This is a genomic window from Natronomonas aquatica (assembly GCF_024449025.1).
Lineage (GTDB): Archaea > Halobacteriota > Halobacteria > Halobacteriales > Haloarculaceae > Natronomonas > Natronomonas aquatica.
Genome location: NZ_JAHLKM010000016.1, coordinates 25307 through 51114 on the forward strand (window position 1 = coordinate 25307; position 25808 = coordinate 51114).

33 protein-coding genes are annotated in these 25808 nt (G+C 64.5%); 15 read left to right on the plus strand and 18 right to left on the minus strand.

What is annotated here, in order from left to right; all coding sequences use genetic code 11:
* Nucleotides 1-24 precede the first annotated feature (24 nt).
* Nucleotides 25-321: a DUF7990 family protein gene (locus tag KM295_RS11410; RefSeq protein WP_256030081.1), complete on the minus strand. Its 297-nt coding sequence runs from the start codon at nt 319-321 to the stop codon at nt 25-27.
* A gap of 127 nt (nt 322-448) precedes the next feature.
* Here KM295_RS11410 and KM295_RS11415 point away from each other — a divergent pair, with 127 nt between their 5' ends.
* Entirely contained in the window at nt 449-1747 is a 1299-nt protein-coding gene (locus KM295_RS11415; protein ID WP_256030082.1) for a CobW family GTP-binding protein, read from the plus strand.
* A gap of 4 nt (nt 1748-1751) precedes the next feature.
* On the opposite strand, the gene KM295_RS11420 is transcribed toward KM295_RS11415, so the two are convergent.
* The 3 genes from KM295_RS11420 to KM295_RS11430 all read right to left on the minus strand — a co-directional run bounded on the left by KM295_RS11420 (nt 1752) and on the right by KM295_RS11430 (nt 2824).
* Nucleotides 1752-1967 (minus strand): hypothetical protein, encoded by a 216-nt coding sequence (locus KM295_RS11420; RefSeq protein WP_256030083.1) that lies wholly within the window; start codon nt 1965-1967, stop codon nt 1752-1754.
* A gap of 74 nt (nt 1968-2041) precedes the next feature.
* Nucleotides 2042-2446: an SRPBCC family protein gene (locus KM295_RS11425; RefSeq protein WP_256030084.1), complete on the minus strand. Its 405-nt coding sequence runs from the start codon at nt 2444-2446 to the stop codon at nt 2042-2044.
* A 63-nt stretch (nt 2447-2509) separates the two neighbouring features.
* Nucleotides 2510-2824: a hypothetical protein gene (locus tag KM295_RS11430; RefSeq protein WP_256030085.1), complete on the minus strand. Its 315-nt coding sequence runs from the start codon at nt 2822-2824 to the stop codon at nt 2510-2512.
* A 49-nt stretch (nt 2825-2873) separates the two neighbouring features.
* On the opposite strand from KM295_RS11430, the gene KM295_RS11435 reads away from it, so the two are divergent.
* Nucleotides 2874-3092 carry a DUF8107 family protein gene (locus KM295_RS11435; RefSeq protein ID WP_256030086.1) on the plus strand — a complete coding sequence of 73 codons (219 nt, stop codon included), beginning with the start codon at nt 2874-2876 and terminating at the stop codon, nt 3090-3092.
* Between the two features lie 36 nt (nt 3093-3128).
* Here the strand turns inward: KM295_RS11435 and KM295_RS11440 are convergent, their stop codons facing one another.
* On the minus strand, nt 3129-3338 hold the full coding sequence (locus tag KM295_RS11440) for a DUF8007 family protein (protein ID WP_256030087.1): 210 nt from the start codon (nt 3336-3338) through the stop codon (nt 3129-3131).
* Between the two features lie 103 nt (nt 3339-3441).
* On the opposite strand from KM295_RS11440, the gene KM295_RS11445 reads away from it, so the two are divergent.
* Genes KM295_RS11445 through KM295_RS11455 form a run of 3 tightly spaced genes read left to right on the plus strand, consistent with a single transcriptional unit; the run spans nt 3442 to nt 4867 of the window.
* Nucleotides 3442-3585, plus strand: a complete 144-nt coding sequence (locus KM295_RS11445; protein WP_256030088.1) for a hypothetical protein — start codon at nt 3442-3444, stop codon at nt 3583-3585.
* Complete coding sequence (locus tag KM295_RS11450) at nt 3582-4250, plus strand: DUF8052 family protein (protein ID WP_256030089.1); 669 nt, start codon at nt 3582-3584, stop codon at nt 4248-4250. Before KM295_RS11445 ends, KM295_RS11450 begins: the two co-directional genes overlap by 4 nt.
* Nucleotides 4247-4867 carry a DUF6517 family protein gene (locus KM295_RS11455; protein WP_256030090.1) on the plus strand — a complete coding sequence of 207 codons (621 nt, stop codon included), beginning with the start codon at nt 4247-4249 and terminating at the stop codon, nt 4865-4867. The genes KM295_RS11450 and KM295_RS11455 overlap by 4 nt, the downstream gene beginning before the upstream one ends.
* A 16-nt stretch (nt 4868-4883) precedes the next feature.
* Here KM295_RS11455 and KM295_RS11460 read toward each other — a convergent pair whose 3' ends face one another.
* On the minus strand, nt 4884-6719 hold the full coding sequence (locus KM295_RS11460; RefSeq protein ID WP_256030091.1) for a carbon starvation CstA family protein: 1836 nt from the start codon (nt 6717-6719) through the stop codon (nt 4884-4886).
* A gap of 295 nt (nt 6720-7014) precedes the next feature.
* Here KM295_RS11460 and KM295_RS11465 point away from each other — a divergent pair, with 295 nt between their 5' ends.
* Nucleotides 7015-7665, plus strand: coding sequence for a hypothetical protein (locus KM295_RS11465; RefSeq protein ID WP_256030092.1), 651 nt, complete (start codon nt 7015-7017; stop codon nt 7663-7665).
* Here the strand turns inward: KM295_RS11465 and KM295_RS11470 are convergent.
* Genes KM295_RS11470 through KM295_RS11480 form a run of 3 tightly spaced genes read right to left on the minus strand, consistent with a single transcriptional unit; the run spans nt 7654 to nt 9064 of the window.
* Entirely contained in the window at nt 7654-8247 is a 594-nt protein-coding gene (locus tag KM295_RS11470) for an L-threonylcarbamoyladenylate synthase (protein ID WP_256030093.1), read from the minus strand. The genes KM295_RS11465 and KM295_RS11470 overlap by 12 nt on opposite strands.
* Nucleotides 8244-8759: a redoxin domain-containing protein gene (locus KM295_RS11475; protein ID WP_256030094.1), complete on the minus strand. Its 516-nt coding sequence runs from the start codon at nt 8757-8759 to the stop codon at nt 8244-8246. Before KM295_RS11475 ends, KM295_RS11470 begins: the two co-directional genes overlap by 4 nt.
* Complete coding sequence (locus KM295_RS11480; protein WP_256030095.1) at nt 8756-9064, minus strand: glutaredoxin family protein; 309 nt, start codon at nt 9062-9064, stop codon at nt 8756-8758. The genes KM295_RS11475 and KM295_RS11480 overlap by 4 nt, the downstream gene beginning before the upstream one ends.
* Before the next feature lie 137 nt (nt 9065-9201).
* Here KM295_RS11480 and KM295_RS11485 point away from each other — a divergent pair, with 137 nt between their 5' ends.
* The gene (locus KM295_RS11485) at nt 9202-10590 is read left to right on the plus strand and encodes a hemolysin family protein (protein ID WP_256030096.1); all 1389 of its coding nucleotides are present in this window, start codon (nt 9202-9204) and stop codon (nt 10588-10590) included.
* Between the two features lie 2 nt (nt 10591-10592).
* Here KM295_RS11485 and KM295_RS11490 read toward each other — a convergent pair whose 3' ends face one another.
* The gene (locus KM295_RS11490) at nt 10593-11762 is read right to left on the minus strand and encodes an inorganic phosphate transporter (protein WP_256030097.1); all 1170 of its coding nucleotides are present in this window, start codon (nt 11760-11762) and stop codon (nt 10593-10595) included.
* 87 nt (nt 11763-11849) lie between these two features.
* Here KM295_RS11490 and KM295_RS11495 point away from each other — a divergent pair, with 87 nt between their 5' ends.
* Nucleotides 11850-12473: an IMPACT family protein gene (locus KM295_RS11495; RefSeq protein WP_256030098.1), complete on the plus strand. Its 624-nt coding sequence runs from the start codon at nt 11850-11852 to the stop codon at nt 12471-12473.
* Nucleotides 12474-12542: 69 nt separating this feature from the next.
* Here KM295_RS11495 and upp read toward each other — a convergent pair whose 3' ends face one another.
* Nucleotides 12543-13214, minus strand: coding sequence for a uracil phosphoribosyltransferase (upp, locus tag KM295_RS11500; protein ID WP_256030099.1), 672 nt, complete (start codon nt 13212-13214; stop codon nt 12543-12545).
* Nucleotides 13215-13321: 107 nt separating this feature from the next.
* On the opposite strand from upp, the gene KM295_RS11505 reads away from it, so the two are divergent.
* Nucleotides 13322-14026, plus strand: coding sequence for a DUF5828 family protein (locus KM295_RS11505; RefSeq protein WP_256030100.1), 705 nt, complete (start codon nt 13322-13324; stop codon nt 14024-14026).
* A gap of 11 nt (nt 14027-14037) precedes the next feature.
* On the opposite strand, the gene KM295_RS11510 is transcribed toward KM295_RS11505, so the two are convergent.
* Nucleotides 14038-14541, minus strand: a complete 504-nt coding sequence (locus KM295_RS11510; protein WP_256030101.1) for a TrpY family transcription regulator — start codon at nt 14539-14541, stop codon at nt 14038-14040.
* A 265-nt stretch (nt 14542-14806) separates the two neighbouring features.
* Here KM295_RS11510 and KM295_RS11515 point away from each other — a divergent pair, with 265 nt between their 5' ends.
* Nucleotides 14807-15238 carry a PaaI family thioesterase gene (locus KM295_RS11515; protein WP_256030102.1) on the plus strand — a complete coding sequence of 144 codons (432 nt, stop codon included), beginning with the start codon at nt 14807-14809 and terminating at the stop codon, nt 15236-15238.
* 147 nt (nt 15239-15385) lie between these two features.
* Here KM295_RS11515 and KM295_RS11520 read toward each other — a convergent pair whose 3' ends face one another.
* The 4 genes from KM295_RS11520 to KM295_RS11535 all read right to left on the minus strand — a co-directional run bounded on the left by KM295_RS11520 (nt 15386) and on the right by KM295_RS11535 (nt 19652).
* Nucleotides 15386-17593, minus strand: a complete 2208-nt coding sequence (locus tag KM295_RS11520; protein ID WP_256030103.1) for a (Fe-S)-binding protein — start codon at nt 17591-17593, stop codon at nt 15386-15388.
* A 66-nt stretch (nt 17594-17659) separates the two neighbouring features.
* The gene (locus KM295_RS11525; protein ID WP_256030104.1) at nt 17660-18379 is read right to left on the minus strand and encodes an energy-coupling factor transporter transmembrane component T family protein; all 720 of its coding nucleotides are present in this window, start codon (nt 18377-18379) and stop codon (nt 17660-17662) included.
* Nucleotides 18373-19071: an energy-coupling factor ABC transporter ATP-binding protein gene (locus KM295_RS11530; RefSeq protein WP_256030105.1), complete on the minus strand. Its 699-nt coding sequence runs from the start codon at nt 19069-19071 to the stop codon at nt 18373-18375. Before KM295_RS11530 ends, KM295_RS11525 begins: the two co-directional genes overlap by 7 nt.
* Nucleotides 19068-19652, minus strand: coding sequence for a biotin transporter BioY (locus KM295_RS11535; RefSeq protein ID WP_256030106.1), 585 nt, complete (start codon nt 19650-19652; stop codon nt 19068-19070). Before KM295_RS11535 ends, KM295_RS11530 begins: the two co-directional genes overlap by 4 nt.
* 229 nt (nt 19653-19881) lie before the next feature.
* Here KM295_RS11535 and KM295_RS11540 point away from each other — a divergent pair, with 229 nt between their 5' ends.
* The 4 genes from KM295_RS11540 (at nt 19882) to KM295_RS11555 (ending at nt 23695) form a co-directional block, all read left to right on the plus strand.
* On the plus strand, nt 19882-20328 hold the full coding sequence (locus KM295_RS11540; protein ID WP_256030107.1) for a hypothetical protein: 447 nt from the start codon (nt 19882-19884) through the stop codon (nt 20326-20328).
* A 51-nt stretch (nt 20329-20379) separates the two neighbouring features.
* Complete coding sequence (locus KM295_RS11545) at nt 20380-20940, plus strand: DUF4382 domain-containing protein (protein ID WP_256030108.1); 561 nt, start codon at nt 20380-20382, stop codon at nt 20938-20940.
* Nucleotides 20941-20957: 17 nt separating this feature from the next.
* Entirely contained in the window at nt 20958-21485 is a 528-nt protein-coding gene (locus tag KM295_RS11550) for a hypothetical protein (protein ID WP_256030109.1), read from the plus strand.
* Nucleotides 21486-21571: 86 nt separating this feature from the next.
* On the plus strand, nt 21572-23695 hold the full coding sequence (locus KM295_RS11555; RefSeq protein ID WP_256030110.1) for a hypothetical protein: 2124 nt from the start codon (nt 21572-21574) through the stop codon (nt 23693-23695).
* 125 nt (nt 23696-23820) lie between these two features.
* On the opposite strand, the gene KM295_RS11560 is transcribed toward KM295_RS11555, so the two are convergent.
* Both KM295_RS11560 and KM295_RS11565 read right to left on the minus strand, forming a co-directional pair.
* Complete coding sequence (locus KM295_RS11560; protein ID WP_256030111.1) at nt 23821-24015, minus strand: hypothetical protein; 195 nt, start codon at nt 24013-24015, stop codon at nt 23821-23823.
* A 765-nt stretch (nt 24016-24780) separates the two neighbouring features.
* A complete protein-coding gene (locus KM295_RS11565) occupies nt 24781-25221 on the minus strand; it encodes a DUF302 domain-containing protein (protein WP_256030112.1) in 441 nt (146 codons plus the stop codon).
* Between the two features lie 154 nt (nt 25222-25375).
* On the opposite strand from KM295_RS11565, the gene trxA reads away from it, so the two are divergent.
* On the plus strand, nt 25376-25789 hold the full coding sequence (gene trxA, locus KM295_RS11570; RefSeq protein WP_256030113.1) for a thioredoxin: 414 nt from the start codon (nt 25376-25378) through the stop codon (nt 25787-25789).
* Nucleotides 25790-25808: the final 19 nt, after the last annotated feature.

Sequence of the window (25808 nt, forward strand, 5' to 3'; positions counted from 1 at the left end):
CTCCGGGGTGGTGTGGCACGGTCATCAGAAGTGATACTGCTGGCCCTTGCGTTCGATGTAGGAATCCCGATCCCACAGCCGCCGTTCCCAGGCCTCGAACTCGTCTTCGAGGTACGGAAGCAACTCGGCGGTGTAATACGAGACCGGCGACGGGATGCCGAACGCGTCGGGGAAACACGCGAGGACGAACGCGTCCTCGGCGTCCTCGGCCTCCTTTTCGATCTTCTCGTAGGCCGGATGCGAGATCATTCCGTGGTACAGTCCCCGGAGCCACTCCTCGAGGGTGAGCCGGAACGATTCGATCCGATCGGCGAGGGTCATTCGTCACAACGATCACCCGCCGCGAACTAATACCTGTCGCGAATTCGTGCGACCGCCGAAACACAGAAACGGTCGCCGGAGCGGTGAGCGGCGGCGCTTTCAAGAGGATCGACGCCGTCGTCCCGGTATGAGTACCGATACGGGCCACGGGAACATCCCGGTGACGATCCTCTCGGGGAGCCTCGGCGCCGGCAAGACGACGCTTTTGAACCACCTGCTGGCCGAGGCCGACAACCGCCGTATCGCCGTCCTCGTCAACGACATGGGGACGGTGAACGTCGACGCCGAACTCATCGCTGAGGGGTCGGAACTGGACGTCGACGACGGCGTCGCCGAACTGTCGAACGGCTGTATCTGCTGTGAGCTGCAGGACGATCTGGAGACCGCCGTCGTCCGGCTGGCGCGGGACCAGTCCTTCGATCACCTCGTCGTAGAGCCGTCGGGGATCTCCGAACCGGCGCCGATCGCCCGGCTTTTCACCACCGAATCGCGCGTCGCGGCCCGATACGACGTCGACTGTATCGTCTGTGTGCTGGATACGCCGTACTTCCTCGAGATGTTCTCCGGCGGGGAGGTCGAACGGCGCGGCGAGGAGGGCGATCGGCCGCTGTCGGATCTCCTCGTCGAGCAGGTCGAAACCGCGAACGTCGTCCTGCTCAACAAGACCGACCGCTGTAGCGACGAGGAACTCGAGCGGGCGGCCGGCCTCGTGGCCGGGCTCCAGCCCGACGTCGAGACGATCCCCACGGAGTTTTCCGATGTCGATCCGGACCTGATACTCGATACCGGCCGCTTCGACCGCGGGCGGATGCAGGAACTGCCCGCCTGGAAGCGGTTGCTGGAGGAAGACGAAACGGAGGGAGAGGAAACGGAGGGAGAGGAAACGACGGAGGCGGACGGTCATCGAGATCGACACGACCGGGATCACGACCACAACCACGGACATGATAACGAACACGATCACGAACACGATCACGCCCACCCGGACGAGGTTTACGGTGTCGATTCCTTTACTTACCGTCGCAGACAGCCGTTCGATCCGGAACACGTCGCGGCGGTCCTCCGTGAGCTACCGCCGTCGATCGTCCGGGCGAAAGGGACCGTCTGGATCGCAGGCATCGATCTCCGGATCACGCTGAGCGTCGCCGGGCCGTCGGTGCGGGCGACCGCACAGGGACCGTGGCTCGCCTCTCTCCCAGAGATCGAACGGGAGATGTACCGCTCGAACCGGCCGGAACTGGAGTGGCACAAGGAACACGGCGATCGCCGGACCGAACTGGTGTTCATCGGGACCGAGTACGACCGGGACGCGATCGAGACCGCCCTCGATGGGGCCCTGGTCGATCCCAGCTCCGGAACCGGGGCGGCTCCGGACGGCGGACCGTTCCCCGTGGAGGCTGGCGAAGAGACCGTTCTCAGGGAGTAGGTCCTCAGCAGGCGCAGTCCCGTCCCGAGGAGCGCTCGAACCGCATCGTCTCCCCGCAGTCCGGACAGTCTACGTCCTCACCGGGATCGACGTCCAACTCGACGTCGCGGATACGGTTGCTGCAGTCGTCACACCAGTAAGCACCTTTCGAGCCGTCGTCCGGCCGTCCCTTCGGCGACGGGGAGGCGAAGGCGTCCTTGACGCTGTCGATGAGTCCCATACCGGCGTTCGTTCGGCCACACATACAACGTTCTCGCGGCTGTGTGTCAGTGCCACACGGCCGCGAGCACCCGGTCAGGCCTCGGCAGCGATCCGATCGAGCAGCCGGTCCAGTTCGCCCCGCCGTTTCCAGGCGGCCAGACGATCCGAGAAGGGCAACGGGACGGCGATCGAGACGGACGACCGGACCGAGACCCGCGAGCCCTCGTTTTCCGGGGCGGCGGTGAGCCACGTCTCCATCGACTCGAAGGGCCCGGCCTCGCCGGCCTGCGTGTAGTAGAACCCGCGATCGATCGGCTCGAAACGCAGCGTGAACGTCAGTCCGGGACCCGAGACGGTCACCAGCGTCCCCTCGTCGGATTCGATAGTCGCTTCGACCGAAAAGCTCCCCTCGAGTTTGACGATCCGGGCCGGATCGAGCAGCCCCTCGAGTTCACGCGGCGTCGAGGGGACGAACCGGGAGCGCTCGATCTCGCGCATACCCGGAGCTTGCGGCCGTTCATATATAAATCGGGGCGGCTGTTCGTGATAATTCGGCGGCTGTCACCTGAGGAAAAGCGGGAGCGTCAACCCGAGCAGGAGAACGCCGAACGCCAGCGCCCCGTAGAGCAACCGTTCGGCGCGTATCTCGACCGACGTCTCCGCCGGCGGGTAGGCGTCCCACACCTGCCAGTAGAACGAACCGACGACGACGGCGACGGAAACCGCGGCCGCACACAACAGAGCGACCGGAAGCGAGAGGCCGAACGCCTGGCCGTACAGCGGACCGAGCGACAGCGTCAGCATACAGCCCAGCCCGGACACGACGGCGAACGGGACCGGATCGATCGGGGTTCCGTGCCGGTTCGAAAGCGGCATACCCCTGCTTTGTCGACAGAACAATAAACCCTCCGCCGGTGTCTCCGGCATGGACGAGGGCGATCCGAAGGGGTTCGATGAGGGGATCTCCGGCAGTCGGGGGGACCCCCGTGTCCTGTTCCTGTTGAACGTGGTCCTGTCGGCCTCGTTCGGAGCGACGGTCGTCTGGGGGCTGTCGCTGCTCGATGCGGCGGAACTGTCGCTGATGAACGTCGCGACCGCGACGGTCGTGCTCTTCGCGTTGACGTATCTCGTTACGAACAGTTGAAACGGACGCGAGGAGAGTTGAAACGGACCGGAGGGCCTACCGGCCGTAGGTGAACCGCTGGACAGCGGCGTTGAGACGGGCGCCGATCCTGCTGAGCCAGACGGCCGGCGAGATCCGGCTGAACGTCTCGCTGTCGACTTCGATCCGCTCGTCGCCGAACGGATCGCGTTCCTCGCCGTCGACGGCGGCGTCGACGACCGTCGTCATCGAACACCGGCCGCAGGCTTCGGTCTTCTTTTCGGTCATACCCTCGAATACGCGGACGAACTGATTAAAATCTGTCCTGGTTCTGCATCGGCTCCGCACGGCCGTCGATGGCTATTTGCGGACCCTCGTCATACGGTGGCACATGAGACGACGATCCGTCGACGGGGCGGCCACCGAAGGGATCCTCGAACGGCTACGGGCGCGTCGGACGGCGTCGAACGACGGGCGGACCGTCCGGACGAACACGACACAGGCCGAACGCGGTCGTGAGGACGAGAGACGATGAGCGGAGCAGAAGAGAGCGACCCGTCCGGGAGGACTAACGAGGGATACGAGGCCGAGCGCTCGGCCGACGCCGCCGCGGCCGAACTCCCCGAGGAGATCCGCGAGGCCGTCCCCGAGTGGGATGACGAGTATCTGGACCGGGTGAGCGACCGGCTGATGTACAACTACGACCTCGAACGGGACCGGCACGTCCACGGTGAGCGCTGGGAGATGTACGGCGAAATGCGCGTGCTCAACCAAAAGCAGTTCTTCCACCCGGCGTTGAGCTACGCCGACCACGAGACCGAAGAGTACCTCTTCGTCCGCCGCGAACCGCGACCGACCGTCGCCGAACTGCGCCGATTGGTCGATTTGGGACACGAGATCGCCGACGAGCGGATCGTCGCCGACGAGGAACACTTCGGGACGGACGTCACGTTCGTCCTCGTCTGCGAGGAACTCCCCGACGACGTCGCCGGGTTCGTCCCGGGGTTCCGCGAACGGGAGTTGCTGAAGTTCGGATATTACGGCCACTACGACGTGAACCTCGTCGTCGTCGTCCCCGAAGCCGAACGGGCGGTCGCGAGCGAAGCCGCCGACGTCGCCGAAGCGTTCACGCTCTGGAAGGACGTCACCGAACCCGAGGAAGGGTTCCTCTCGCGGTTCGCGAAACGGTTCTGGAGATGAGACCGCCGCGAACAACGAGACGGGGGCTTCTCGTCGGCGGGACGGTTGCACTGGCCGGCTGTGGACTCCGGCCGGGGGAAAGCGAGCCGATCGAGGCAACCGCGACGACGCCGGCCGAACTCCCGGAGGCTGCGGCCACCGAAGCGGGTTACAGTCTGGAAACCGAGGACGAACGCACCATCGAGACGACGGTCACCGCGGAGATCTCCGGGGACGTCGAAACCACCGCCAGACGCGAAGTGAACGCGACCGTTTTCCGTCGGGTCTACACCGACGGAGCCTCGGCCCGGTTCGGCGTCGTCACCGCCCCGCTGGTGGATCTACTGGAGGGTTCGGAGCTCCGTCGTGATCCCGTCATCGCGTTAGACGACGCGACGGCCATCGAGCACGCGACAGGACGGGCTATCAGCGATCCGACAGCCGACGGCGACGTTTCGGTCGTCCTGCTCGGGGCCGAAACGACAGGGGTCCGACTCGGCGGGACTGTCGACGGGACGGCAGTCAGCGTCGTCCGGGCGAGCGTGTCCGCGGGCGAAGACGGCGTTACGGCCGTCGCACTCGTTCCCTCTTCGGGGACGGTCCCGTCGCTTTTCGAGGACGTCCGTCGCGGCGAATAAAAAAGTACGCAGCGGCTCAGTCGTCGCCCGGTTCGGCGGCCGGGGTTTCCGGCCCGCCACGTGCTTCGGAGATGCTCCGATAACCGAGTCGGACCAAAAGAAGCGCCAGCGTTATCAACACGACCGCGAGCACCATCTGGACGCCCGCGGAGATCGCCCCCTCAGTCGTCTCGGCGCCGCCCTGGATCAGGTTGACATAGAGGTTCTCATAGAACGCGAGCCACGCCAGCCCCAGCACCGTGATCGTGACCATGATCGCCATCGGGATGCCGGTCGAGGCGAGCTGTTTCGTCTCGTCCCAGTTGGCGATCCAGACGGTCGCCGTGAGCAACGCGAGCGCGGCGAGCAGCTGGTTCGCGCCGCCGAACAGTCCCCACAGAACGACCCACTGCCCGGAGATGACCATGAGGTACGCCGGGATGATCTGGATGAGCGGGTTGGTGTAGCGACCGCGCGCGATCGAGCCGATGTCGGCGCTCAGCCCGGTATCTGTCCGGCCGGGGGTCGTCCCGACGATCTCCTCCATCATGTATCGGCCGAGCCGGACGGCCGTGTCAGTGGAGGTGAGCAGGAAGCTCACGAGAACGAGCGCCATGAACACCGAGCCGACCGTCTCGGGGATACTGAGGCTCGTCAGGATGAGGCCGCCACCGGAGGCGAAGTTCGGGAGCGCGGCACCGATGCCGCCGCCGGGCTCGGCGAAACCCCACACGGCAAGCGTCGACAGCGCCGTCGCGGCCAGAAGACCCTCACCGAGCATCCCGCCGTAGCCGATCAGTCGGGCGTCGGTTTCCTTGTCGAGTTGTTTCGCCGTCGTCCCCGAGGAGACCAGCGAGTGAAAGCCGCTGATCGTCCCGCAGGCGATGGTGATAAACAGAAGCGGGAACAGCGGCAAGAACACCGACTCGACGCCCCAGAAGCCGTTGAACGCACCGATCGTCGAGTCGATGACGAGGGGTTCCGAGGAGGTGCCGAGGATCGTTCCGACGATGATCGCGATGATCGCTCCGCCGACACCGGTGTACAGCAGGAACGACGAGAGGTAATCGCGCGGCTGGAGCAACACCCACACCGGGAGTGCGCTCGCGATCGCGCCGTACACCATGATAACCGGGATCCAGCCGGCGGTGTTGCCGCCGAGCGCCGCGGCACCCGGAACCCAGTCTCCGGAGCCGCCGAGAAGGACGATCGTTCCGGTCGGGTAGTCACCGGCGAAAAGCGCCACCGGATACTGGAGCCCGACCCAGACCGCCGCGAAGATTCCGGCGACGAACACGACCGTCCCCGGGATGAACGGACCGTCGAGTTGGTACAGATACACCCCGAAAACCAGCGCCAGCAGGACATAGAGGAACGACGCGGTCACGACCTGCGGGAAGGCGTTGAACACGATCCCGACGACCAACGCGAAGACGGCGACGACGAGGATGATCGTTATGAACGCGAACCAAAGCAGCATGTTCTTGCCGCCCTCGCCGACGTATTCACCGACGATGTACCCGATCGATTTCCCCTCGTGTCGGAGCGACCCCGACAGCGAGACGAAGTCGTGGACAGCCCCCATGAGGGGATTCCCTATCGCGACCCAAAGCAGTGCGGGCACCCACCCCCAGACGGCCCCGGCCGTGATGGGGCCGACGATAGGTGCCCCCCCGGCGATGCTCGAGAAGTGATGCCCGAGCAACACCGGCTTCTTCGAGGGTACGTACTCCTGTCCGTCTTCGTATTTGTGTGCTGGCGTTTCCCGTTCCTCGTCGAGATCGACGAACCGTGCCAGGTACCGCGAGTACCCGACGTATCCGACGGTGAACGTTACTAACACTGCCGCCACGATCCATATTACCTGTGTCATGAGCGAATCCACACTGATAAACGCGTATCAGTGTCTTAAAACTGTAGAAAAAGTTAATATTAATTAGTAGGACTTGCCCGCAAAGGCTTTGACTTAAAAATATCCGGAGAGTGTGCGGGTTTCACACAAACATAGAGGGAGAAACACGTCGGGGAAGAGACATCGAGAGAACACTGTGATCATCCTCCCGAGACCGTTCCAGAACCGGTCGGGACCGACACGAGTATAAACGACGTTGGAGGCCTCAGACGCTCGAAGGCGAGTATTTATACGGGAAAGCGGGACCAGACTGCCCGTGGAAGCGTTCACCGATATCGCGACCGCGACGTACTGTCCGCGAAAGCTCTACTACAGACGGAAACACGACGATAATGAACCCCCGGAGTCGGTCGCGGGGATCCGTAACCTCGCGTTCCGGTACGAGGATCTGCTCGATTCGGCGGATCTCGCGGCGGAGCCGATCGCCGTATCGCCGTCCGAGTATAGCGAAACTCTCGGCCGGACGAGCGTCACGACCGATCGCTGGGGCGAACTGGTCGATCCGGCCGAGACGCGCGTCTATCTGGCGGGCAAAGACGCCCACGGGATCGCCCACAAACTCCTTGAGGACCCGCCCGCGCCAGTCATCGTCTCGCCCGGCGAACCGCCCGAACGTGGCGTCTGGGGACCGCAAGGCGTCCGGGCTACCGCCGCCGCGAAGGCGCTCTCGTGGGAGCGAAAGCGGCCGATAGAGCGGCCCTACGTCGAGTACCCCGCATACGGGATCGTCCGGCGGGTCCGGCTGACGACGCGCCGGAAGGCGGCCTACCGGAAGGCGCTTCGGACCGCCGAATCGCTTGACGGTCCCCCGCCGCGGTTGGGAGACGACGCGCGCTGTCGGGCCTGCGAATACCGGTCGGAGTGCGGCACGAAAACCCGATCGCTCCGCTCCCGGCTACCGCTGTGATCGGCTATCAAGCCACGCCTCGATCTCGCCGGCGAGCGCGCCGCGGCGGACGATATCGCCCGAATAGACGTTCACGACCGTACTTTCGGCACCGGGTGTTTCACCCGTATCGACGACGACGGCACGCTCGCGGATCGAGGGATCGATCGATTCGACACGGCGGGCGCTTTCCACGCCGGAGCGGTTCGCGCTGGTCGCGGTGATCGGACCGGTCCGACGGGCCAACTTTCGGGCGGTGTCGTGGTCCGGCACGCGGATCCCGACCCGGTTGCGGCCGGCGACGAGGATGTCGGGGACGCGCTCGGTCCGTTCGAGCAGGACGGTCACCGGCCCCGGCAGGAACTGCTCACAGAAGGCACGCTCCCGGTCGGTCGTGTGAGCGTAATCGGCCGCGGCCGACAGTTCCGGCAGCGCCATCGAGAGCGGCCGATCGCGCGACCGTCCCTTGGCTTCGTAGACGCGTTCGACCGCCTCGGGATCGAGCGCGTCCGCGCCGAGCCCATAGACGGTCTCCGTGGGATAGACGACCAGATCGCCGCGTCTGATCGCCGCCACGGCGTCGGTCAGGTCTGGCTCGGTCACAGCTCCTCGATCGCCGCCTCGATGTCGTCGTACGGCGGGAACTCCGGCCACTCGGTCGCGACCCAGCCGTTCCGTATCGTTCGGCTCTCGTCGACGACGAAGACGGCCGGCCGTGGTTCTTCGATCCCGGCCATCCCGTCGAGGTCGTGGCTGATCCCGTAGCGTTCGGCGACACCGTTCTGTGGGTCCGAGAACAGCCGGAACGCTTCCATGTCCCACTCCTCGAGGAAGCGGGAGTGTTCGTACGGCGAGGAGACGGAGAGCCCGACGATCTCCGCGTCGTACTCTTCCCACCCGCGGTCGCGGATCTCCTGCCAGATATACGTCGCGGGGAAATCCCCGTCCATGGTGTGAAACACGAGCACGACGGGGCCGGCGTCGGTGAGTTCCGAAAGCGAGGCGTCCTCCCAGAACTCGTCGTTGACGAGCGGGCGGGTGAAATCGGGCGCTTTCTCGCCGATCTCGGGGTGATCGGCCGGGCCGAGTTCGACGACGTCGAACTCTAGGTTCATTCGCCCTCCCCTCCCGCGGCCGCGCTTGCGGGGGCGCGTTCGGACCGACCGCCGTCGCCGCCGTAGGTCGTCTCGAGATACTCGACGATGTTCGCACTCTCGCTCATCGTGACGCCGGTTCGTTCGTCGACGATCGCGGGCACCGTCCGGGAACCACTGAGTCGCTTGACGGCGTTCCGGCGGGAGTGTCGCGGTTCGACGAACCGCGATCGATACGAGAGTCCGAGATCGTTCAATACGCGGATCACGCGTTCACAGTACGGACACGCCTGCAGCCGGTACACCGTTATCTCTGGCTCGGTCATACCACCCCTTGGAGGGGTTGCCGCCTAAGCGTGTCGCCGTTCGACGGGCGCGGCGGGAAAGCGGGAAGCCGGCGACTGCACAACCGAAGCGCCATGGCAAGTCTTAATCTCGCCCCGAATAAAGAACCGGCGTCCAGATGGGCTCTCTCGTATGGAACGTCGCAACCGTGGTGATACAGGCTGCCCCCGACGCCGGTGACCTCCCGTTCAGCGATGGAACCGTTGTGGTGGTCGGTTCGGCCGTGATCTTTCTTCTGTTGCTCCTGTCGGCCTTCTTTTCGTCCTCGGAGATCGCGATGTTCTCTCTGCCGGCCCACCGCGTCGACGCCTTGGTCTCGGATAACGTTCCGGGGGCGGAGACGCTGAAAGGGCTCAAAGACGATCCGCATCGACTGCTCGTCACGATCCTCGTGGGCAACAACATCGTCAACATCGCGATGTCCTCGATCGCGACCGGACTGCTCTCGTATTACTTTTCGCAGTCGGTCGCCGTCCTCGCTGCGACGTTCGGCATCACCGCCCTGGTGTTGCTCTTCGGGGAGAGCGCACCGAAGTCCTACGCCGTCGAGAACACCGAATCGTGGGCCCTCCGGATCTCGAAGCCACTGAAGCTCTCGGAGCTCCTCCTTTTGCCACTCATCGTTACGTTCGATTACCTGACCCGACAGGTCAACCGGATCACCGGCGGGCGCGGGGAGATCGAATCGACCTACGTCACCCGCGAGGAGATCCGGGACATCATCGAGACCGGCGAGCGGGCGGGCGTCTTGGAAGAGGACGAACGCGAGATGCTCCAGCGCATCTTCCGGTTTACCAACACCATCGCAAAGGAGGTTATGACGCCGCGGCTCGATATGGACGCCGTCTCGAAGGACGCAACCGTCGACGAGGCGATCCAAGAGTGCGTCCAGTCCGGCCACACCCGGCTGCCGGTCTACGACGGGAGTCTCGATAACGTCCTCGGGATCGTCCACATCTCCGATCTCGTCCGCGATTACACGTACGGCGAGCGTGACGGGGTCGAGCTAGAGGATCTCATCGAGGAGACGCTTCACGTCCCCGAATCGAAGAACGTCGACGAACTACTGGCGGAGATGCGCGAAAAGCGGCTACACATGGTCGTTGTCATCGACGAGTTCGGGACGACCGAGGGGCTCGTGACGATGGAGGACATCACCGAGGAGATCGTCGGCGAGATCCTGCAGGCCGGCGAGGAGGAGCCGATCGAGTTCGTTTCCGACACCGAAGCCATCGTCAAGGGCGAGCTCAACATCGACGAGGTCAACGAGGCGCTCGATATCGACATCCCCGAAGGCGAGGAGTTCGAGACGATCGCCGGTTTCATTTTCAACCGTGCGGGTCGGCTCGTCGAGGAGGGCGAACACATCGAGTACGACGGCATCGAGATCCACATCGAACGCGTCGAGAACACCCGGATCATGAAGGCACGGGTCGTCCGAACCGGCGAATATGACCGGCTACGGCAGGAGAAAGAACAGATAGAGAGCGACGAACAGCCGGAGTGACGCTATAGACCGACCGAAAGGAGCGTATACAGCCCGAAGCTGAGTACGCCCGCACCGAGGAGCGAACCGATCCAGGCCAGAACCGTATACCCCATTTTGCTACCGCTGACGCCGCCGGTTCCGGCCGCCGCGCCAGCACCGATGACTGCCGAGACGATAATCTCGTTGAACGAGATCGGGACGCCGAGCAGGATCGCGACCTGTGCGATCATAAACGAGGGAATCAACGCCGCGATCGAGCGGCGCGGCCCGAGCGAGGAGTAATCCTGGGCGATCGCCTTGATCATGCGGGGGGCCGCCGTCCAGGAGCCGGCCAGGAGTCCGAGCCCGCCGCCGAAGAGCAACGCGACGAGCGGGACGGCGACACCGGCCGTATCGAATAGCGGCAACAGCGGCCCGAGAGCGAGGCCGACCTGACTCCCGCCGGCCGAGAAGGCGACCAGCCCGCCGAGCGCCAAAAGGAAGTGCCGCTGTCCCCGGGCGCGGTCTGATCGCATGTCCGCCGCCAGCGCCCCAGCGACGACGGTGGCGAACAGAAGCGTTACCGCGAGACGAACGCGTGGATCCGGGGCGACCGTTCCGGCGATGCTTTGGGCGACGTCGGGCGGGCCCAACAGTACGAACTCGACGTTCGCCAGGATCGCGCCGACCAACCCGGCGAGAACCGACGTGGCGAGGAGTTCGGGAACCGCCTCGTGCCGCAGGAGTTTCGCGGTGCCGAAAGCGACGCCGCCGCCGACGAAAGGGGTCAACGTCCAGACAGTGAGGATCTCGTAGTACTTCGGGATCGCCGGCTCGCCGCCCATCGCCAGCCCCGCGCCGACGACGGCGCCGGTCACGGTGAAAGCCGTCGCGATGGGGTATCCAGCGAAAACCCCCAGTGCGACCAGCCCGGCCGCGATCGAGAGCGCGACGATCGCGGCCACGGGCGACAGCGTCGTTCCGACGACGAGATCCCGTCCGACCGCTTCGGTCACGTTCGCCCCCTGCAGGGTCGCACCCAACAGCCCGAGGATCCCGACAAAGAAGCCGGCCCGCATCACCGAGATAGCGTTCGCCCCGACGGCGGGGGCAAACGGCGTCGACCCGGACGAACCGGCGCCGATCGCCCACGCCATGAACAGGCTTGCTATGCCGGCGGCGGCGAACGTCACGACCGTTCCTGGGTCCATTGTCGGCCGATACACGATCCGTCGTATAAACACCCGTCGGACGGCGACGACGAAACCGGTAAGCCCACCCGCCTCGAACGGCCTGCCGTGTCAGAACCGGACGCCTACCGGACGATCGCCGGACGTACGAGCGTGGGGTTTACCGTGCGGGGATCGGAATTCATCGGACACGCGACGCCCGCCGGGACGGTGGCGGCGGCCGAGTCGTTCGTAGAGGAAATCGAAGTCGAGTACGACGACGCGACCCACAACGTCCCCGCCTACCGGGTCCAGGCGGATCCGTTCCGCGAATACGCCGACGACGACGGCGAACCCTCCGGAAGCGCCGGAAAGCCTGTGCTTTCGGTACTCCAGGGTCGCGATCTCGAGAACCTCTGTGTCGTCGTGACGCGATACTTCGGTGGGACGGAACTCGGGATCGGCGGGCTGGTCCGGGCGTACTCGCGGGCGGCGACGGACGTCCTGGATGCGGCCGAAACGGTCGAAAAGCGGCCACAGGAGCGGTTCACGGCCGTCGTCGACTACGACGACTCGGGGACGGTCCGGGGAATCCTCGAAAGCGAGGGGACGACGTTCGAGGCCGACTACGGCGAGCGCGTCGCGTTCGAGATCTCCGTTCCGATCGCCGACGCCGACGCGCTCCGCGATCGGCTCCGGAGCGCGACCAGCGACCGGATCGAACTCGAAGCGGCCCGTCAGTCGTCCGTCTGACGTTTCAACAGGAGAACGATCGGCCGACGGGGCGGCGATCCAGACGAACCGGAGGGGTTTACACCCGGATTATGTTCCGAACGCGCGATCGCCGGCGTCGCCGACGCCGGGGACGATGTATCCTTCCTCGTCGAGTCGCTCGTCGATGGCGACCGTGAGGAGATCGACGGCCGGGTACGCTTCCTCGACCCGGTGGAGTCCCCGCGGGGCGCTCACTGCCGAGAGTACGATGAGCCGTTCCGGGCGACCGATATCGAAGACTTCCTCGAGGACTGCAACCATGGTGCTCCCGGTCGCGAGCATCGGGTCCGCCACGATGACCGTATCGTCGTCGTTGATGTCCGGGATCTTGACGTAATCGACAGTAATCGGGAACTCACCGGCCTCGTTCATTCCGGCGGCCTCGTCGCGTCCGGCGGAGATGACACCCTGTCGTGCCTGGGGGAACGCCTTGACGAGCCCCTCAACGAACGGGGTGGCCGCCCGGAGGACGTTCACGATGACGACGTCGTCGATCCCCTTGACAACCTCGCCTGTCGTCTCCGCCAGCGGCGTCGTGATCGAGACGTACTCGGTATCCATCATGCCGTCGACGATCTCGAATCCGCAGAGCCGGCCGAGTTCGATCAGACCGTCCCGGAACGCGACCTGACCGGTTTCGTCGGATCGAAGCTCCGAAAGCATGTGCTTCGCCAGCGCGTGGGTGATCACGTGGGCGTCACCACGGTCCTCGATAGCCATACCGATTATCGCGTCCGCCGGCGGCTTAAACCCAACCCCTAGACGGCGTCGCCGGGGAACGTGCCGGTAGCAGGGTATATAAGCGTTCGTCCATATACAGGAATCAGATGGACATCGAGGAGAGCGTCTCCGGATTCAAACTACGCGGGAGCTGGGGCGAGGTCGTCGAGCACGGCGAACGGATCACGCGGGCGCTCAAGGATATCGCCGCGGAGGACGAGCCGATCGACGAGGAGGCACTCGAAGAGTGGGACGAGTGGCGTCCGAAAGCCGACGAACGGCTCGGGGAGGACGTCAGCGAAAAGACCGCCGAACAGGCGAGCGTCGACGAGGGGGAAGGCGAAAAAGCCGGAAAGGCCCCCGACGAGGACCTGAAAACCGCCGGCGAAAAGCTCACCCATTCGTACGATCGGCTGGAAGCGCCGGGCGAGGCGGTCAACGAGTGGCGCGAATCGATCAACTACGTGGCGCGTGCGGCCGACTCGGCGACCCGGAAGGCCCTCCGAAAGGTCGAGGGCAGCGTCTACGAGAACGTGATGACACAGATGTCGCCGTACTACTTCGACAACGGGCTCGTGAGCGCGAACCTCAGCCGCGCCGACGCCGACGCCGGCGAGTACGTCTTCGAGATCAACGTCAACGACGACGACCTGAAGATCCGGGTCTCGAACAAACTCGCCGACTACGAGACCTCGGTCGATCGGTGGCACGTCGACACGCCGAAAGAGACCGATATCGCGGAAGCCGTCGAGGGACACGCGCCGCCGGAGACCGAGACGACCGACGGCGGGTCGGACCCGAAGCAGACCTGACCGCCGGACCGTCACTCGATTTCGATCTTCCGGACAAAGGACAGCTCGCGGATATCGTTTATCAACGCCCCGTCGAGTCGCTCGTCGGTGATGATATAGAGTTTGGGCTCGTCGGTGAACTCCGGGTCCTCGCTTATCGTCTGTCGGATCGAGATACCGGCCTCGGCGATCCGGTCGGTCACGCCCGCGACGATACCGGGCTCGTCGGCGTCGGTCACGCGAACCGTCAGGACCGTTAGATCCAGCACGGGCGCGAGATCCATGAGCGAGGGGATCGCGGAGATGTTCTGGAAGATCCGGCGAAGTTCGTCGTCCTCGAGGATCGCGGTGGTCGTCGCGTCGACGACGCGTCTGTCGACGTCGATCTCGCGGGCGATCCCCGTATCGGGGATCTCGATTCCGCCGGAGACGACCCGTCCCTCATCGTTGACCGAAAAACCCCGTTCGAGCAACAGACGGATCACGGCCTGCTGGCTCGGGCTATCTTCGAACTTCCGCATTATCTCCTCGAACATTGTTTGCTTCTCGCGGGCAGAAGTGTTGTTAGTTACGGAGAATCGAGGAGAAAGCCTCGCGCTTCAGCGCAGGGAGGATGTCAAGCCGTGTTCCGGACGCATCGCTGGATCGACTCGTCTGGCGAGCGTCGACGCGGCCCCGAAGGTCTCACTGTTCGTCTTCTCGACGACGGCTCCCGGATCGTAGCTATCGCTAAGCTATTCGTTCAATTTCCCTCACGTGGCGAACCGGGGGAGCTTTTTCCGATCGACGTAGAACGGGCGTATGGAGATCGCAGAGATTTTCGATCGGATGCCGTTCGGTGACCTGCTCGGTATCGATGTGCGCGAAATCGGGGACGGCAGCGCTGTCGGGGAACTCGAACTCTCGGTCGAGCACTCCTCGACTCCGGAAACGCTGGTCACTCATGGTGGGGTGACGTACGCGCTGGCCGATACCGTCGGCGGTGCCGCGGTGATTTCCGCGAGCGGTACCGTCGCGCCGACGATCGACATGCGGATCGATTATCTCTCGCCCGCAACCGGTGGCGTGCTTCGGGCGGAAGCCGAAGTCGTTCGGAACGGCAGTGATGTCGCGGCTGTCGAAGTGGAGATTACCGACGAGGACGGGGCTGCGATCGCGACAGCCCACGGCACGTACAAATCCGGCGGTGTCGGGGACGGGTCCGCGTGGCTGGGCGAAGAATCGATAGAGTAGGGCGAACAGGCGGTGTGACCGATCAGACCGACGTGGCACCGCGCTCCCGCGAAACGCCGGCCGCGACTCGTCAGAGCATGGACCGGTCTGGCCGCTTGATCGTATATAAACACTCGGCCGAGGCCCGACCTACCGCACCGGGGCGAGTCAGTCGTCGGCCGGCGCGGTGTCGGCACCCGACCCGACCGTGCCCGCCGCTGTCGCGTCCTTTGCTTCTAGCGCCTCGACGATCAGTTCGGCGACGTCGACGATCTCGATGTCCTCCTCGAAGCCGCCGGTCTTGCGGCCGTCCTCGTACATCGTCATACACATCGGACAGGCGACGACGAACTTCTCGACGGCACCGCCGGCGTCGGTGTCCTCGAGCGCCTCCCGGAGCCGTTCCTCGCTCGGTTTCTCCTCTTCGTCCATCTCCATCCACAGCCCGCCGCCGCCGCCGCCACAACAGAAGCTGTTGGCGCGGTTGCGTGGCATCTCGTGGAGTGAACAGCCCGTCGCCCGGACCAACTCGCGAGGGGCCTCGTACTCGTCGTTGTATCGGCCCAGGTGGCAGGGATCGTGGTAGGTGACGGTGTACTCGAGTTCGGTGCCCTCGAGGCCGAGGGCGTCTCCCTCGACGAGCTCCTCGACGGCCTGCGTCCAGTGGTACACCTCGACGTCGCCGTCCTCGTTCCAGTAGCCGTCGATCTCGAACTCCATCATCGGATCGTCGGCGAACTCCTCGAAGTCGATCTCGGGATATTCGTTTTTGAACGTGTTGTACGAGTGGGGATCCGTACAGACGATCTTCTCGAAGGAACACTCCGAGAAGGAGTCGACGAGCGTCCCCGCCTGTTCGACGTAGAGGAACTCCTCGCCGACGCGGCGGATGTCGTTGCCGTCGTAGACCTCGTCGTCGTAGAGGATGCCGACCTCGACGTCGGCGTGCTCGAAGATCCGCGCGAGCGAGCGGGCAACCTTCTTGTTGCGGTCGTCGTAGCTCGGGTAGTCGCCGACGTACCACAGGTACTCGACGTCGGTCTCGCGGGCGTCGGCGACGTCGAACGCCAGTTCCTCGGTCCAGTCGCCACGGGCTCCCGGCGAATCGCCGAAGGTGTTGCCCTTCTGCATGACGTTCTGGAAGACGTCCTGCATGCTCGGCTGGATGTCGCCTTGGTCTGTGAGCTGTCGGTTCAGCCGGGTGAAGCTCTTGAGGTGTTCGATCTCGACCGGACAGGCGTCCATACAGGCCATACAGGACATACAGGACTCCATCGTCGTCGCGTCGATGACGCCGCCCCCGTCGGCGACGATGTCTTTCGTCTCGCCGCCCTCCCGTTCGAGCGATTCGCGGTACTGTTTGAGATCGAGAATGACGTCCCGCGGGTCGAGGGGCCGCCCGGACGCCTTGGCCGGACAGACGGACGAACAGCGGCCACACTTCGTACAGGCGTCCTGATCGAGCATATCCTTCCAGGAGAAATCGTCGATCGATTCGGCGTTCGTCGCGTCGAGATCCGAGGGGATCCCAGGCAGCCGCACGCCGGCCTTCTCGTCTCTGGTGACGACGTTCGCAAACGAGGAGATCATATGGAAGGGCTTGGCGTACGGGATCACCGCGATAAAGAGGAACGCAAGCAGGGCGTGGGACCACCACGCGATCGGATAGATCGTGGCCGCGGCGGACGTCCCCACCCCGAGCGCGGCGAGCCCGAGCGCGGTCGCGGTCCCGACGAAGCTCACCGGCTCGACGGTGACGATCGGTTCGGTGCTCCCGACGATACGCAGCCCCTCCAGGAGGAAGCCGCCGGCGCCGAGGAGAAACAGCGACCACACGAGGAAATCGTCCTCCCAGTCGGTGTGTTTACCGTGGAGCCGGTCGGTCCGGGCGACGTAGCGGCGCCACAGGGCGACCGAGAGCCCGACGACGAAGAGCAACCCCAAAGCGTCGGTCACGAGCTGATAGGAGAGATAGAAGTCGCCGACCCAGAAGGACTGTCGATCACCCATAGCGATGGTGAACACGCGGTACCACTCGTCAATAAAGAGGATCGTGGTGGCGATGAGCAGGGTCAGAAAACCCCACAGGATGAAGGCGTGCATCAGCCCGCCGACCAGATCGCGGTTGAACTGTTTCTCGTTGGAGGCGACGATCTTCGAGGCGGCGGCGATCCGGCCGGCCAGCCCATCGAGGCGATCGAACCAGTCGGCCGTCCCGCGGGCGTAGCGGGCGAACCGCTGATACGTCCCGTAGGCGAACACGAACACGGTCACCGTCGCGAGGAAATAAAAGAGGACCTTCTCCGAGTTGGAGATCAGCCAGAAGGTCTTGCGGGTAGCGCCCTCCGTCGCCTGTATCGGAACCACCGGAAGCATACGGTAATACGGAGGATCGGACCCGCTTAAGTTTTGTTACACGGTGGCACTCCGGAACGGGGCGGATCAGGGGGCCCAGATCGCCCCGTACCCCGCGATAGCGAGGAAAGCCGTGCCGACGAGGACGGCGGGCACATCGAGCGGCGAAAAGCCGACTTCGGGAAGGGTCGGGTTCCACGAGAAACAGCGGGCCCGCAGCGCGAGCGAGAAGCGATCGGCCCGATCGAACGCGCGGTTGAACGCGGCGACGACGAGCAGTCCCATCCGCTCGGGGACGGACCGTTCGGTGCCGAGTCTCGCCCGATAGCCGTCCCGGATCCGCCCGATATCGGCGCGCAGGACCGGCAGGAACCGGAAGACGAACGCGACGCCCATCCCCAGAAACTGGCCGGGGCGTCCCGGAACCGCCCACTGAATCGCCGCCCGCGAGTCCCGAACCGGCGTCGTTCGGACGTACGCGGCAGCGACCAGAAAGACCAGGAGGGCGCGATAGCCGGCCAACGCCGAGGGAATCGCGTCCTCGGGGACGAACCACGCACCCCACGCGAACCCCCCGAGCAGCGGCGCGGCGAAAAGAAACGGAAAGACGAAGCGGAACTCCCACAGCACCCGGTGGGGTGCGGTCCGGGCGACGGCGAGGAGACCGAACGCGACGGCGGTCAGCGCCGCCAGCCCGCGCGGCGTCGTATAGACGAAGGCGACGGCCGCGAATCCCCCCTGGACGAGGAGCTTCGAGCGCGGATCGAGATGGTGGGCGACCGAGTCGCCGGGCTCGTAGCTCAACACGGCCGGACGCCGAGCGATTCCAGCCGCGGGGCGACCGCCCCGGGCGGCCCGTCGAAGGCGACCGTTCCCGAAGCGAGCGCGACGATCCGGTCGACCCGCTCGAGCAGTCCCCGGAGGTCGTGGGTGACGATCACGAGACTCGTCCCGTCGGCCGAGAGGGCCTCGAGGCGTTCGAGTACCGTCCGCCGCGAGGGCCAATCGAGCCCCGAGAAGGGCTCATCGAGAACGAGGTGGGCCGGTTCCATGGCGAGCGCCCCGGCGATCGCGACCCGAGCCTGCTGGCCGCCGGAGAGCCGATCGATGCGGCGCTGTCGGTGGGTCGTCATCCCGACGGCTTCGAGGGCAGCCGTCACTCGCCGGTCGATCTCGGCGCGATCGAGGCCGAGATTCTCCGGACCGAAGGCGACGTCGGCCTCGACGGTCGCGGCGACGAAACAGTCCCGGGGGTTCTGAAAGACCATCCCGACGGACGTGCGCGCGGCGACCGGGTTCTCCGGAACGGAGGCTCCATCGACCGTTACGGACCCCTCGTCCGGGTCGAGGAGCCCGTTCAGATGCCGGACGAGCGTCGTCTTCCCCGACCCGTTCGGGCCGACGAGCGCGAGGAACTCGCCGTCGTCGACCCGGAGCGAAACGCCATCGAGGGCGGTCGTCTCCCCGCGTTCGTGGACCACATTTTGGACGGCGATCATGCGGCCCGGATCGCGTCGCTCCGGACGATCCCGATCGCCGCCGTCATCTTCGCCGCCTCGGCGGGGACGAACACGACGGCGCCGGTGACGACGGCCGTCCTGAGGGTCATCTCGAGGTTCCACCACAGAAACGGGACGCCGATCCCGTAGATGACGGCCACACCGAGGACCATCCCGCCGACGAGCCGGGCGACGGACGCCTCCGCGAGCGATCGGAGTTCGAGCCCGCCGTGGGCGACGGCGCCGACCGCAAGCGCCGCGAGCGGATACGAGAACAGATAACCGCCGGTCGGCCCGAGCAACACGCCGAGACCGGCGCCGCCGTTCGAGAAGACGGGCGCGCCGAGCGCGCCGGCCAGCAGGTACAGCACCATCGCCGCCGCGCCCCACAGCGGGCCGAGAAACAGCCCGGCCAGAAAGACGCCGAGGACCTGCAGCGTCACCGGCGCCGGCGAGAGCGGATACGGAAACGCGACGTACGCGAACGCGCCCATGAGCGCCGCGAAAAGCGCGGCACGCGCGATGTTCAGGGTCGTTTCGTCGCCGACGAGATCGACCTCCGCCGCTGTCGAGTTGCTCATGGGTGGCGATGTTCGTCAACTCCAATTACCTTATCGGTTGACGGACGTTGTTCGTGACGGGCGAGCGTCCGCCCCGATCGGAGACGGCGCCCGGCGGCAAGGCGGCGAGGACCAGGGAGTTTATTCGGGCTAATTCGGGCTAATTCGGATTCAGCGGCGTTCAAACGTCGATATTCGGATCCGGCGTTACCCTCCTTTATCCGGATAGCTCTCCGTAGGATCGGATACGATGATACCGAAACGACTCATCACGGTTGCGCTGGCAACGATGCTCCTGATCGGCGGCGTGGCGGCGGTCGGTGCCGCCAGCCCGGCCGACCGGGCCGCCGAGGAGGCAACGGACGCACACGACGGAACAGTTCCGGACGAAACGGACCGGAACAACGAAGCCAACGAAACCGACAGACAGAACGATCGCGGCGAAAGCGCCGAAGACGCCGGCGAGCGGGGAGATAACGCAGAAAGTGTCGGACCGAGCGACGGGCTCCCCGAGCAGGTCCCCGATCACGTGAGCGAGATCCACGAAACGATCGATTCGTTCCTCGGGGGCTCTATCGACGATCTCGGCGAGTCGCTGAGCGACCGCAGCTCGGACGAGAAAGCGGACGACGGTGTTGCCGACGGGAGCGATGAGGCCTCCGAAAACAGCGAAACGACCGCTTCACAACCGTATTAAGTGTACAGCACATAATTATAATATATAATCATAATTGATAATACGATAGCCATGGATAGACGTACGTATCTCGCAGCAACGGGTGCGGCGACGGCGGGGATGGTCGGCCTCGCCGGCTGTAGCGGCGACGGGTCGACCGGGACGCTCGCGACACAGGTGACCGATCAGCCCGGCGACATCGCGGACTTCGAGTCGTGTGTCGTCACCGTCGTCGGCATGTGGCTCGGCCCCGAGAGCGCCGAGGCCGGCGACAGCGAGGACGAAGAACCCAGCGAGCGCGAGTACTACGAGTACGACGAGCCCCAGGAGGCCGACCTCGTCGACCTGCAGGGCGACTCGACACAGCTGGTCGACGAACGGGATCTGGACGCCGCCACCTACGAGTTCCTGCAGCTGGATACGGACGGCGTCGACGCCGCGCTTGACGGCGGCGAATCAGTGACCGTCGAAGTGCCGGGCGAGGCGCCGCTGACGTTCAACGAGGCGTTCGACATCCGCGAAGGGAGCCGTACTGTGTTCACTGGCGACTTCACTCCCGTTAAGCGAGGGCAGTCCGGGTCGTACGTCCTCCAGCCGGTGGCGGACGGGATCACGGTCGAGTACGAAGAATAACACATTCGATACGAGTTATGAACACGAACTATCTGATCGGCGGTTTGCTCGTCGTCCTCGTCGCCTCCGTCCTCGGGGTGGCGCTCTATGCCGGTATGGGGCCGGCCCCCGGCGGGGGTTCGGGCGAAGAGATCGAAGAGTTCCCCACCGAAGGGGACGCCGACGACGGGACGGACGCGACGCTCTCAGACGACACTGAGCCGTTCTCGTTCACGATAGACGACATCGAGGAGTGCGGGGAGACCTGCCGGGACGTTACCGCGACGCTCGACAACAACCAAAACGGGACCGCGACCGACGTCACCGTGTACATCCGGATCTTCGCGGGAGAAGGCAACACCGAGACGGGTGACGTCGTCTGGGAGGACATCGAAGACGTCGGCGAGATGGACGCCGGTGGCACCCACACGACGACGAAACGCGTCGAACTCTCGCTTCAGGACGGGCGGAGCGTCGAGCGAAACAACGGGTGGATCACCATCCTCACGACCGTCGAATCGGACGACACGACGGTCACGTTCCAAGAGAGCAGACAGGTGGCGTAGCGCGATGCGCACGCGTCCACGCCGTGAGACCGGTCGAACCGCTCCCCTTACCCGGGCAGAAACGAAAGAGAAGGGAGACAGAGAGCATGCCGGCTGAATTCCCGACCGCCATCGACCGCCGAACCTACCTCGGTTCCCTCGCCGCGATCGGGGCCGCATCGACCGCCGGCTGTTCGTTCCTCGACGCCGACGAGGACAGCCCGACGACGACGCTCGAGGGGGACGAGGCACGCGAACTCGCCGAACGGTTCGCACCTTCGATCTATTTCGACACCCACGAGCAGTGGTTTCCTACCGATCCGCGCCCCTACGAGACCGACGATGACGGCGCAACCGTCGTCGACGGGTTCGACGCGTTCGACGGCTATTCGGACCGTTACGACGACCCGGACACGCCGCCGAACCCGACCGTCTTCTATCACGCCGTCGAGTACGAGGCGTCGCCGCTGGCGGTCGTCCAGTTCTGGCAGTACTCGGCGTTCGATCAGTTCACCACGAACTTCCACTGGCACGACTGGGAAGTGCTTCACGTCTTCGTCGACACCGAGACCGAGGATCCGCAACTCTACGTCGCGAGTTCCCACTCCCGGAAGGTTCCAAACAACGAGTTTCTCGATCCCGATCCGGACCGGATCCCGGCGTTGCTCGTCGAGTTGGGATCACACTCGAACACGCTCTCGGTCAACGACCAGCGCGAGCAGTTCCAGCGGCTTCCGCTCGACGACGTGCTGCCCGACATTACCAACGGGGTGTTCGACGGTATCGACTCACTGGCGGAACTGCCGATCGCCTACGGCCTCCCCCGCGACGAAGGGGGCCGGTTCCCCTTCGTGCTCCCGGAACTCGACGGGGCGCCGGTCTACGAGCACGACCGGCTCCCCTCGGTCGACCGGACGGATCTCGTCGACGAATCGCTGGTCGTTCGATCCTTCGAGGCGCTTTCGTCGCCACCGACGGATCTGCCCGAGCGGGAATCGGGTATCGTCTTCGACCACACCGCCCGCAGCTCCCCGGGGATGGACGTGGGGTACGATCTGGTACCGTCGGAGGAACTCGAACACATCGAGGACTTCACCGGGCCGCAGTTGAGCTTCGAGTTCGCCGTCCCCGGGTTCGTCGAGGACGCCGTCTCGGGTCACATCACGACGACCAGCGTCCCCTGGCGGACCCCGCGGTACGAGAACCCGGCGGCGGACATCTCGGATCCGAACCACCGGGCTGAACTGGCCCAGCGGTACGAAGCGATCGGCGAACCGGGGGCCGTCGGCACGGTCGTCGCGTCGATCACCGAAGCGGTCACCACGGACGAGGCGCCGGAGGACGAGGGGCTCACCACGGGTGAATCTACCGTCGAAAGCGTCGCGCTGCTGGAGAGCGATCCGGAAGCAGTGCCGACGTTCGGCGGCGGGGTTACGGTCCTACAGAACGTTCCCGAGGACGACCACCAGCTGACGGTGAACGGGCCCGGTGTCGCCCCCCACAGCGAGTCGGTCTCGGTCGAGGGCAACGATGAACTGACGCCGGCCGGCGTCGACGGGGAGATCCCGCTTGTCGCCAACGAAAGTGCGACCCGACTCGAGGTCGACCCCGCCGACGCCGACAGCGAACTCACCGGCCTCGCCGTCGAGGACGATTTCGCCGGCCGTCTCTACGACGCGCCGCTTTCCGAACCCGACGCAGTCTACGTCCATCGCGGCGGGGCCTACACGACCGAGGTCCGGGACACGGACGGCGAGATCGGCGCGGTTCGCGTCAATCCCGACTCGACGGAGCCGGTTCGGATCGACCAGCCGAAAACGGGGAAAGCATCGCTGGCGACGTATCTCGCGACCGTCACCGAGGAGACGGCGGCGACCGTCGGCGAGTCCTCGGACGACGGGACCGAAGAGGAGGGTGACGACGACGACCGCCCGACCGGGGACGACAGTTCCGGGGGCGACGGCGGCTCCGAGAACGCGGTCGAAGGCCTCCAGCGGGCGCTTACCGCTGTGGCTGAATCCGCACGACGGGCCGCCGAACGCGCCGAGGCCGGCGATCGGGGGAACGCCGACGCGGCGCTCGATGCCGTCTCGACGCGACTCGAACGGGTCAGCGAACGGCTCTCGGAGGCCCGGGGGACGCTTCCCGACGAAATCGGGCGGGCGAGCGATCGCCGCCTCGAGCAGGCCAGACGTCGCACCGAACAGGCGAAAGCCGCAGAGAAGCTGTAATTACGTTGTGCACGATATAATGCGCGTTTTGGACTGTCTCAGATCGAACCCAGCGAGGCTTCAATCAAAACCTGCCGTTCCTCAATGAGTGCGATTCAGTCTCCGTATCAATCTGTGTGCTCAACTCAGTAACCACCCCCATCGTCGAAACACCGACCGCATTTCGTGGTCGTTGTGGTCGCGACCAGCCCCTCGATTTCTGTTTGACGGAGCTGGTCCTCTGGAACGTTATACGTGATCCCACAGGGGGTCTGGAAGGCCACTGTGCCAGGCTCTTTTTTATGAACCGTGTTCGTCGCCTCGTTCAGAATCCCATCCATATTGGGGATACCCAATCGAAATCTATAGCTTATTCACTTGATGAATCAGGGCGCATAAACGTGTCTGACCGAAGCTCGATACCTACGCTCTTTCCCAGTTACTCAGCTGCTGAGCAGTTATAGAGCTCCCGGGTCGTTTCGCAACGCACGTGCCCCGTATTGATTCATCGGGGCTTTCTCGGATGCCACACGCGCCCGAGGCTGTTTACGGAAGTTCGAGGAGAAAGCCTCGCGCTTCAGTGCGGGGATGAATCCGACAACCCCTCTACACGCTACCCTCTCTGTTCTGAACGGATGTTTTAAGCAAGTAATTACCGTACTGATAGATAACCGAGGCGGCCTGTCCGCCCACCTAATTGGACACTATCGGGATTCGTTGATTCCACGCAGAAAGCATCCTTTCTGTTGTGGATTTCGGGATGCAGGCAGGAAAAGTATCTCTGATTCCCATACCGGGATAGGAGTAACGGCTGGTTGGCACAGCCAGTAGCCGTCTCTCGAGGCGTCTACAAACCGTAAACATTCCAAACCAGCGGCGCAGTGCCGTGGGAATCTTCGCCCTCCAGGGCGGAGAGGATGTCAAGTGGGTGACGGCCGATACGAAATTGTCAGTGTGGGACCCGGTCAAACCCCCGGGATCCGCCACCGTCCCGTTATCGCCGGCGGACAGTGCCCAGGGGATCTCTTCGGCCGCGAGGAACCCGTACGCTTTCTAAGCGTCTTCGAGTCGGCGGCACGGTCGGCGTCGAACGAGTGAGGGTCCCACTAGAGGTTCTCGAAAGCCTCCTCAACGAATTCACCGGTATCGGCGACGATGTCCGCCATCTCCTCGTTGTCAGGGGCCATCCCGACCAGCCGTGCGATGCGCATGATGGAGACGTGATAGACACGCTGTCGTCCGGGTGCTTCTTCCCAGATAACCACGTTGCAGGCCATGAGGCCACCGAGTTTGTTGTCGGTTGCGTCGAGAGCCCGGTCGGCGACTTCGGGGTTGCACGCTCCCAGCACGTAGTAGGGGTCACGACCTGCGTCGACCTTCTCGTTGAGCATCTCCGAGGGTGAAAACTCGACGGGGACGCCGAATCCAGCGTCGGAGAATACCTCGCGAACGTGTTCGATCGCTTCCTCGTGATCCATCTCGAGAGTGGTCTGTTTTTCGCCGATGTCGTCCGGGTCGATCCGGCTCGGGTCGATTGGGAGTACCATTCTCGTATAGTACTGGGCCGATGCGAGAAAGACCCTTCGGGTACACTGTCGGAAGACCTGGTTCGTATAACTCTCCGATACCGTCCCTTCGCTGCTGTAGTATTGTACTATCTTCCCAAAACAAATAAAACGATCCAGCACAAACGGTAGAATAATGACAGACGAAATCGAAGAGATCCGTCGCCAGAAACTAGAGGACCTCCGTAACAGGAAGGAAACGGGACAGTCCGACGAGTCGGAAGCACAGAGTCCGTCCGAACCGATTCCGGTAAACGGAAACGCTGAGTTGACCGAGACCGTCACCGGATACGACATCGTGCTGGCCGACTTCTACGCTGACTGGTGTGGGCCGTGCCAGATGCTTGAACCGGTCGTCGAAACGATCGCCGCCGAAACCGACGCCGCTGTCGCGAAAATCGATATCGACGCAAATCAAAAGCTGGCCGCCGAGTACAGCGTCCGAGGCGTTCCGACACTCGTTCTGTTCGCCGATGGACAGCCGGCCGAACGCCTCGTCGGAATGCAGGACGAAGCCCAGCTTCGCTCCGCGATCGAAAAACATAGCTGAATAAACCGATGGTCCCCGG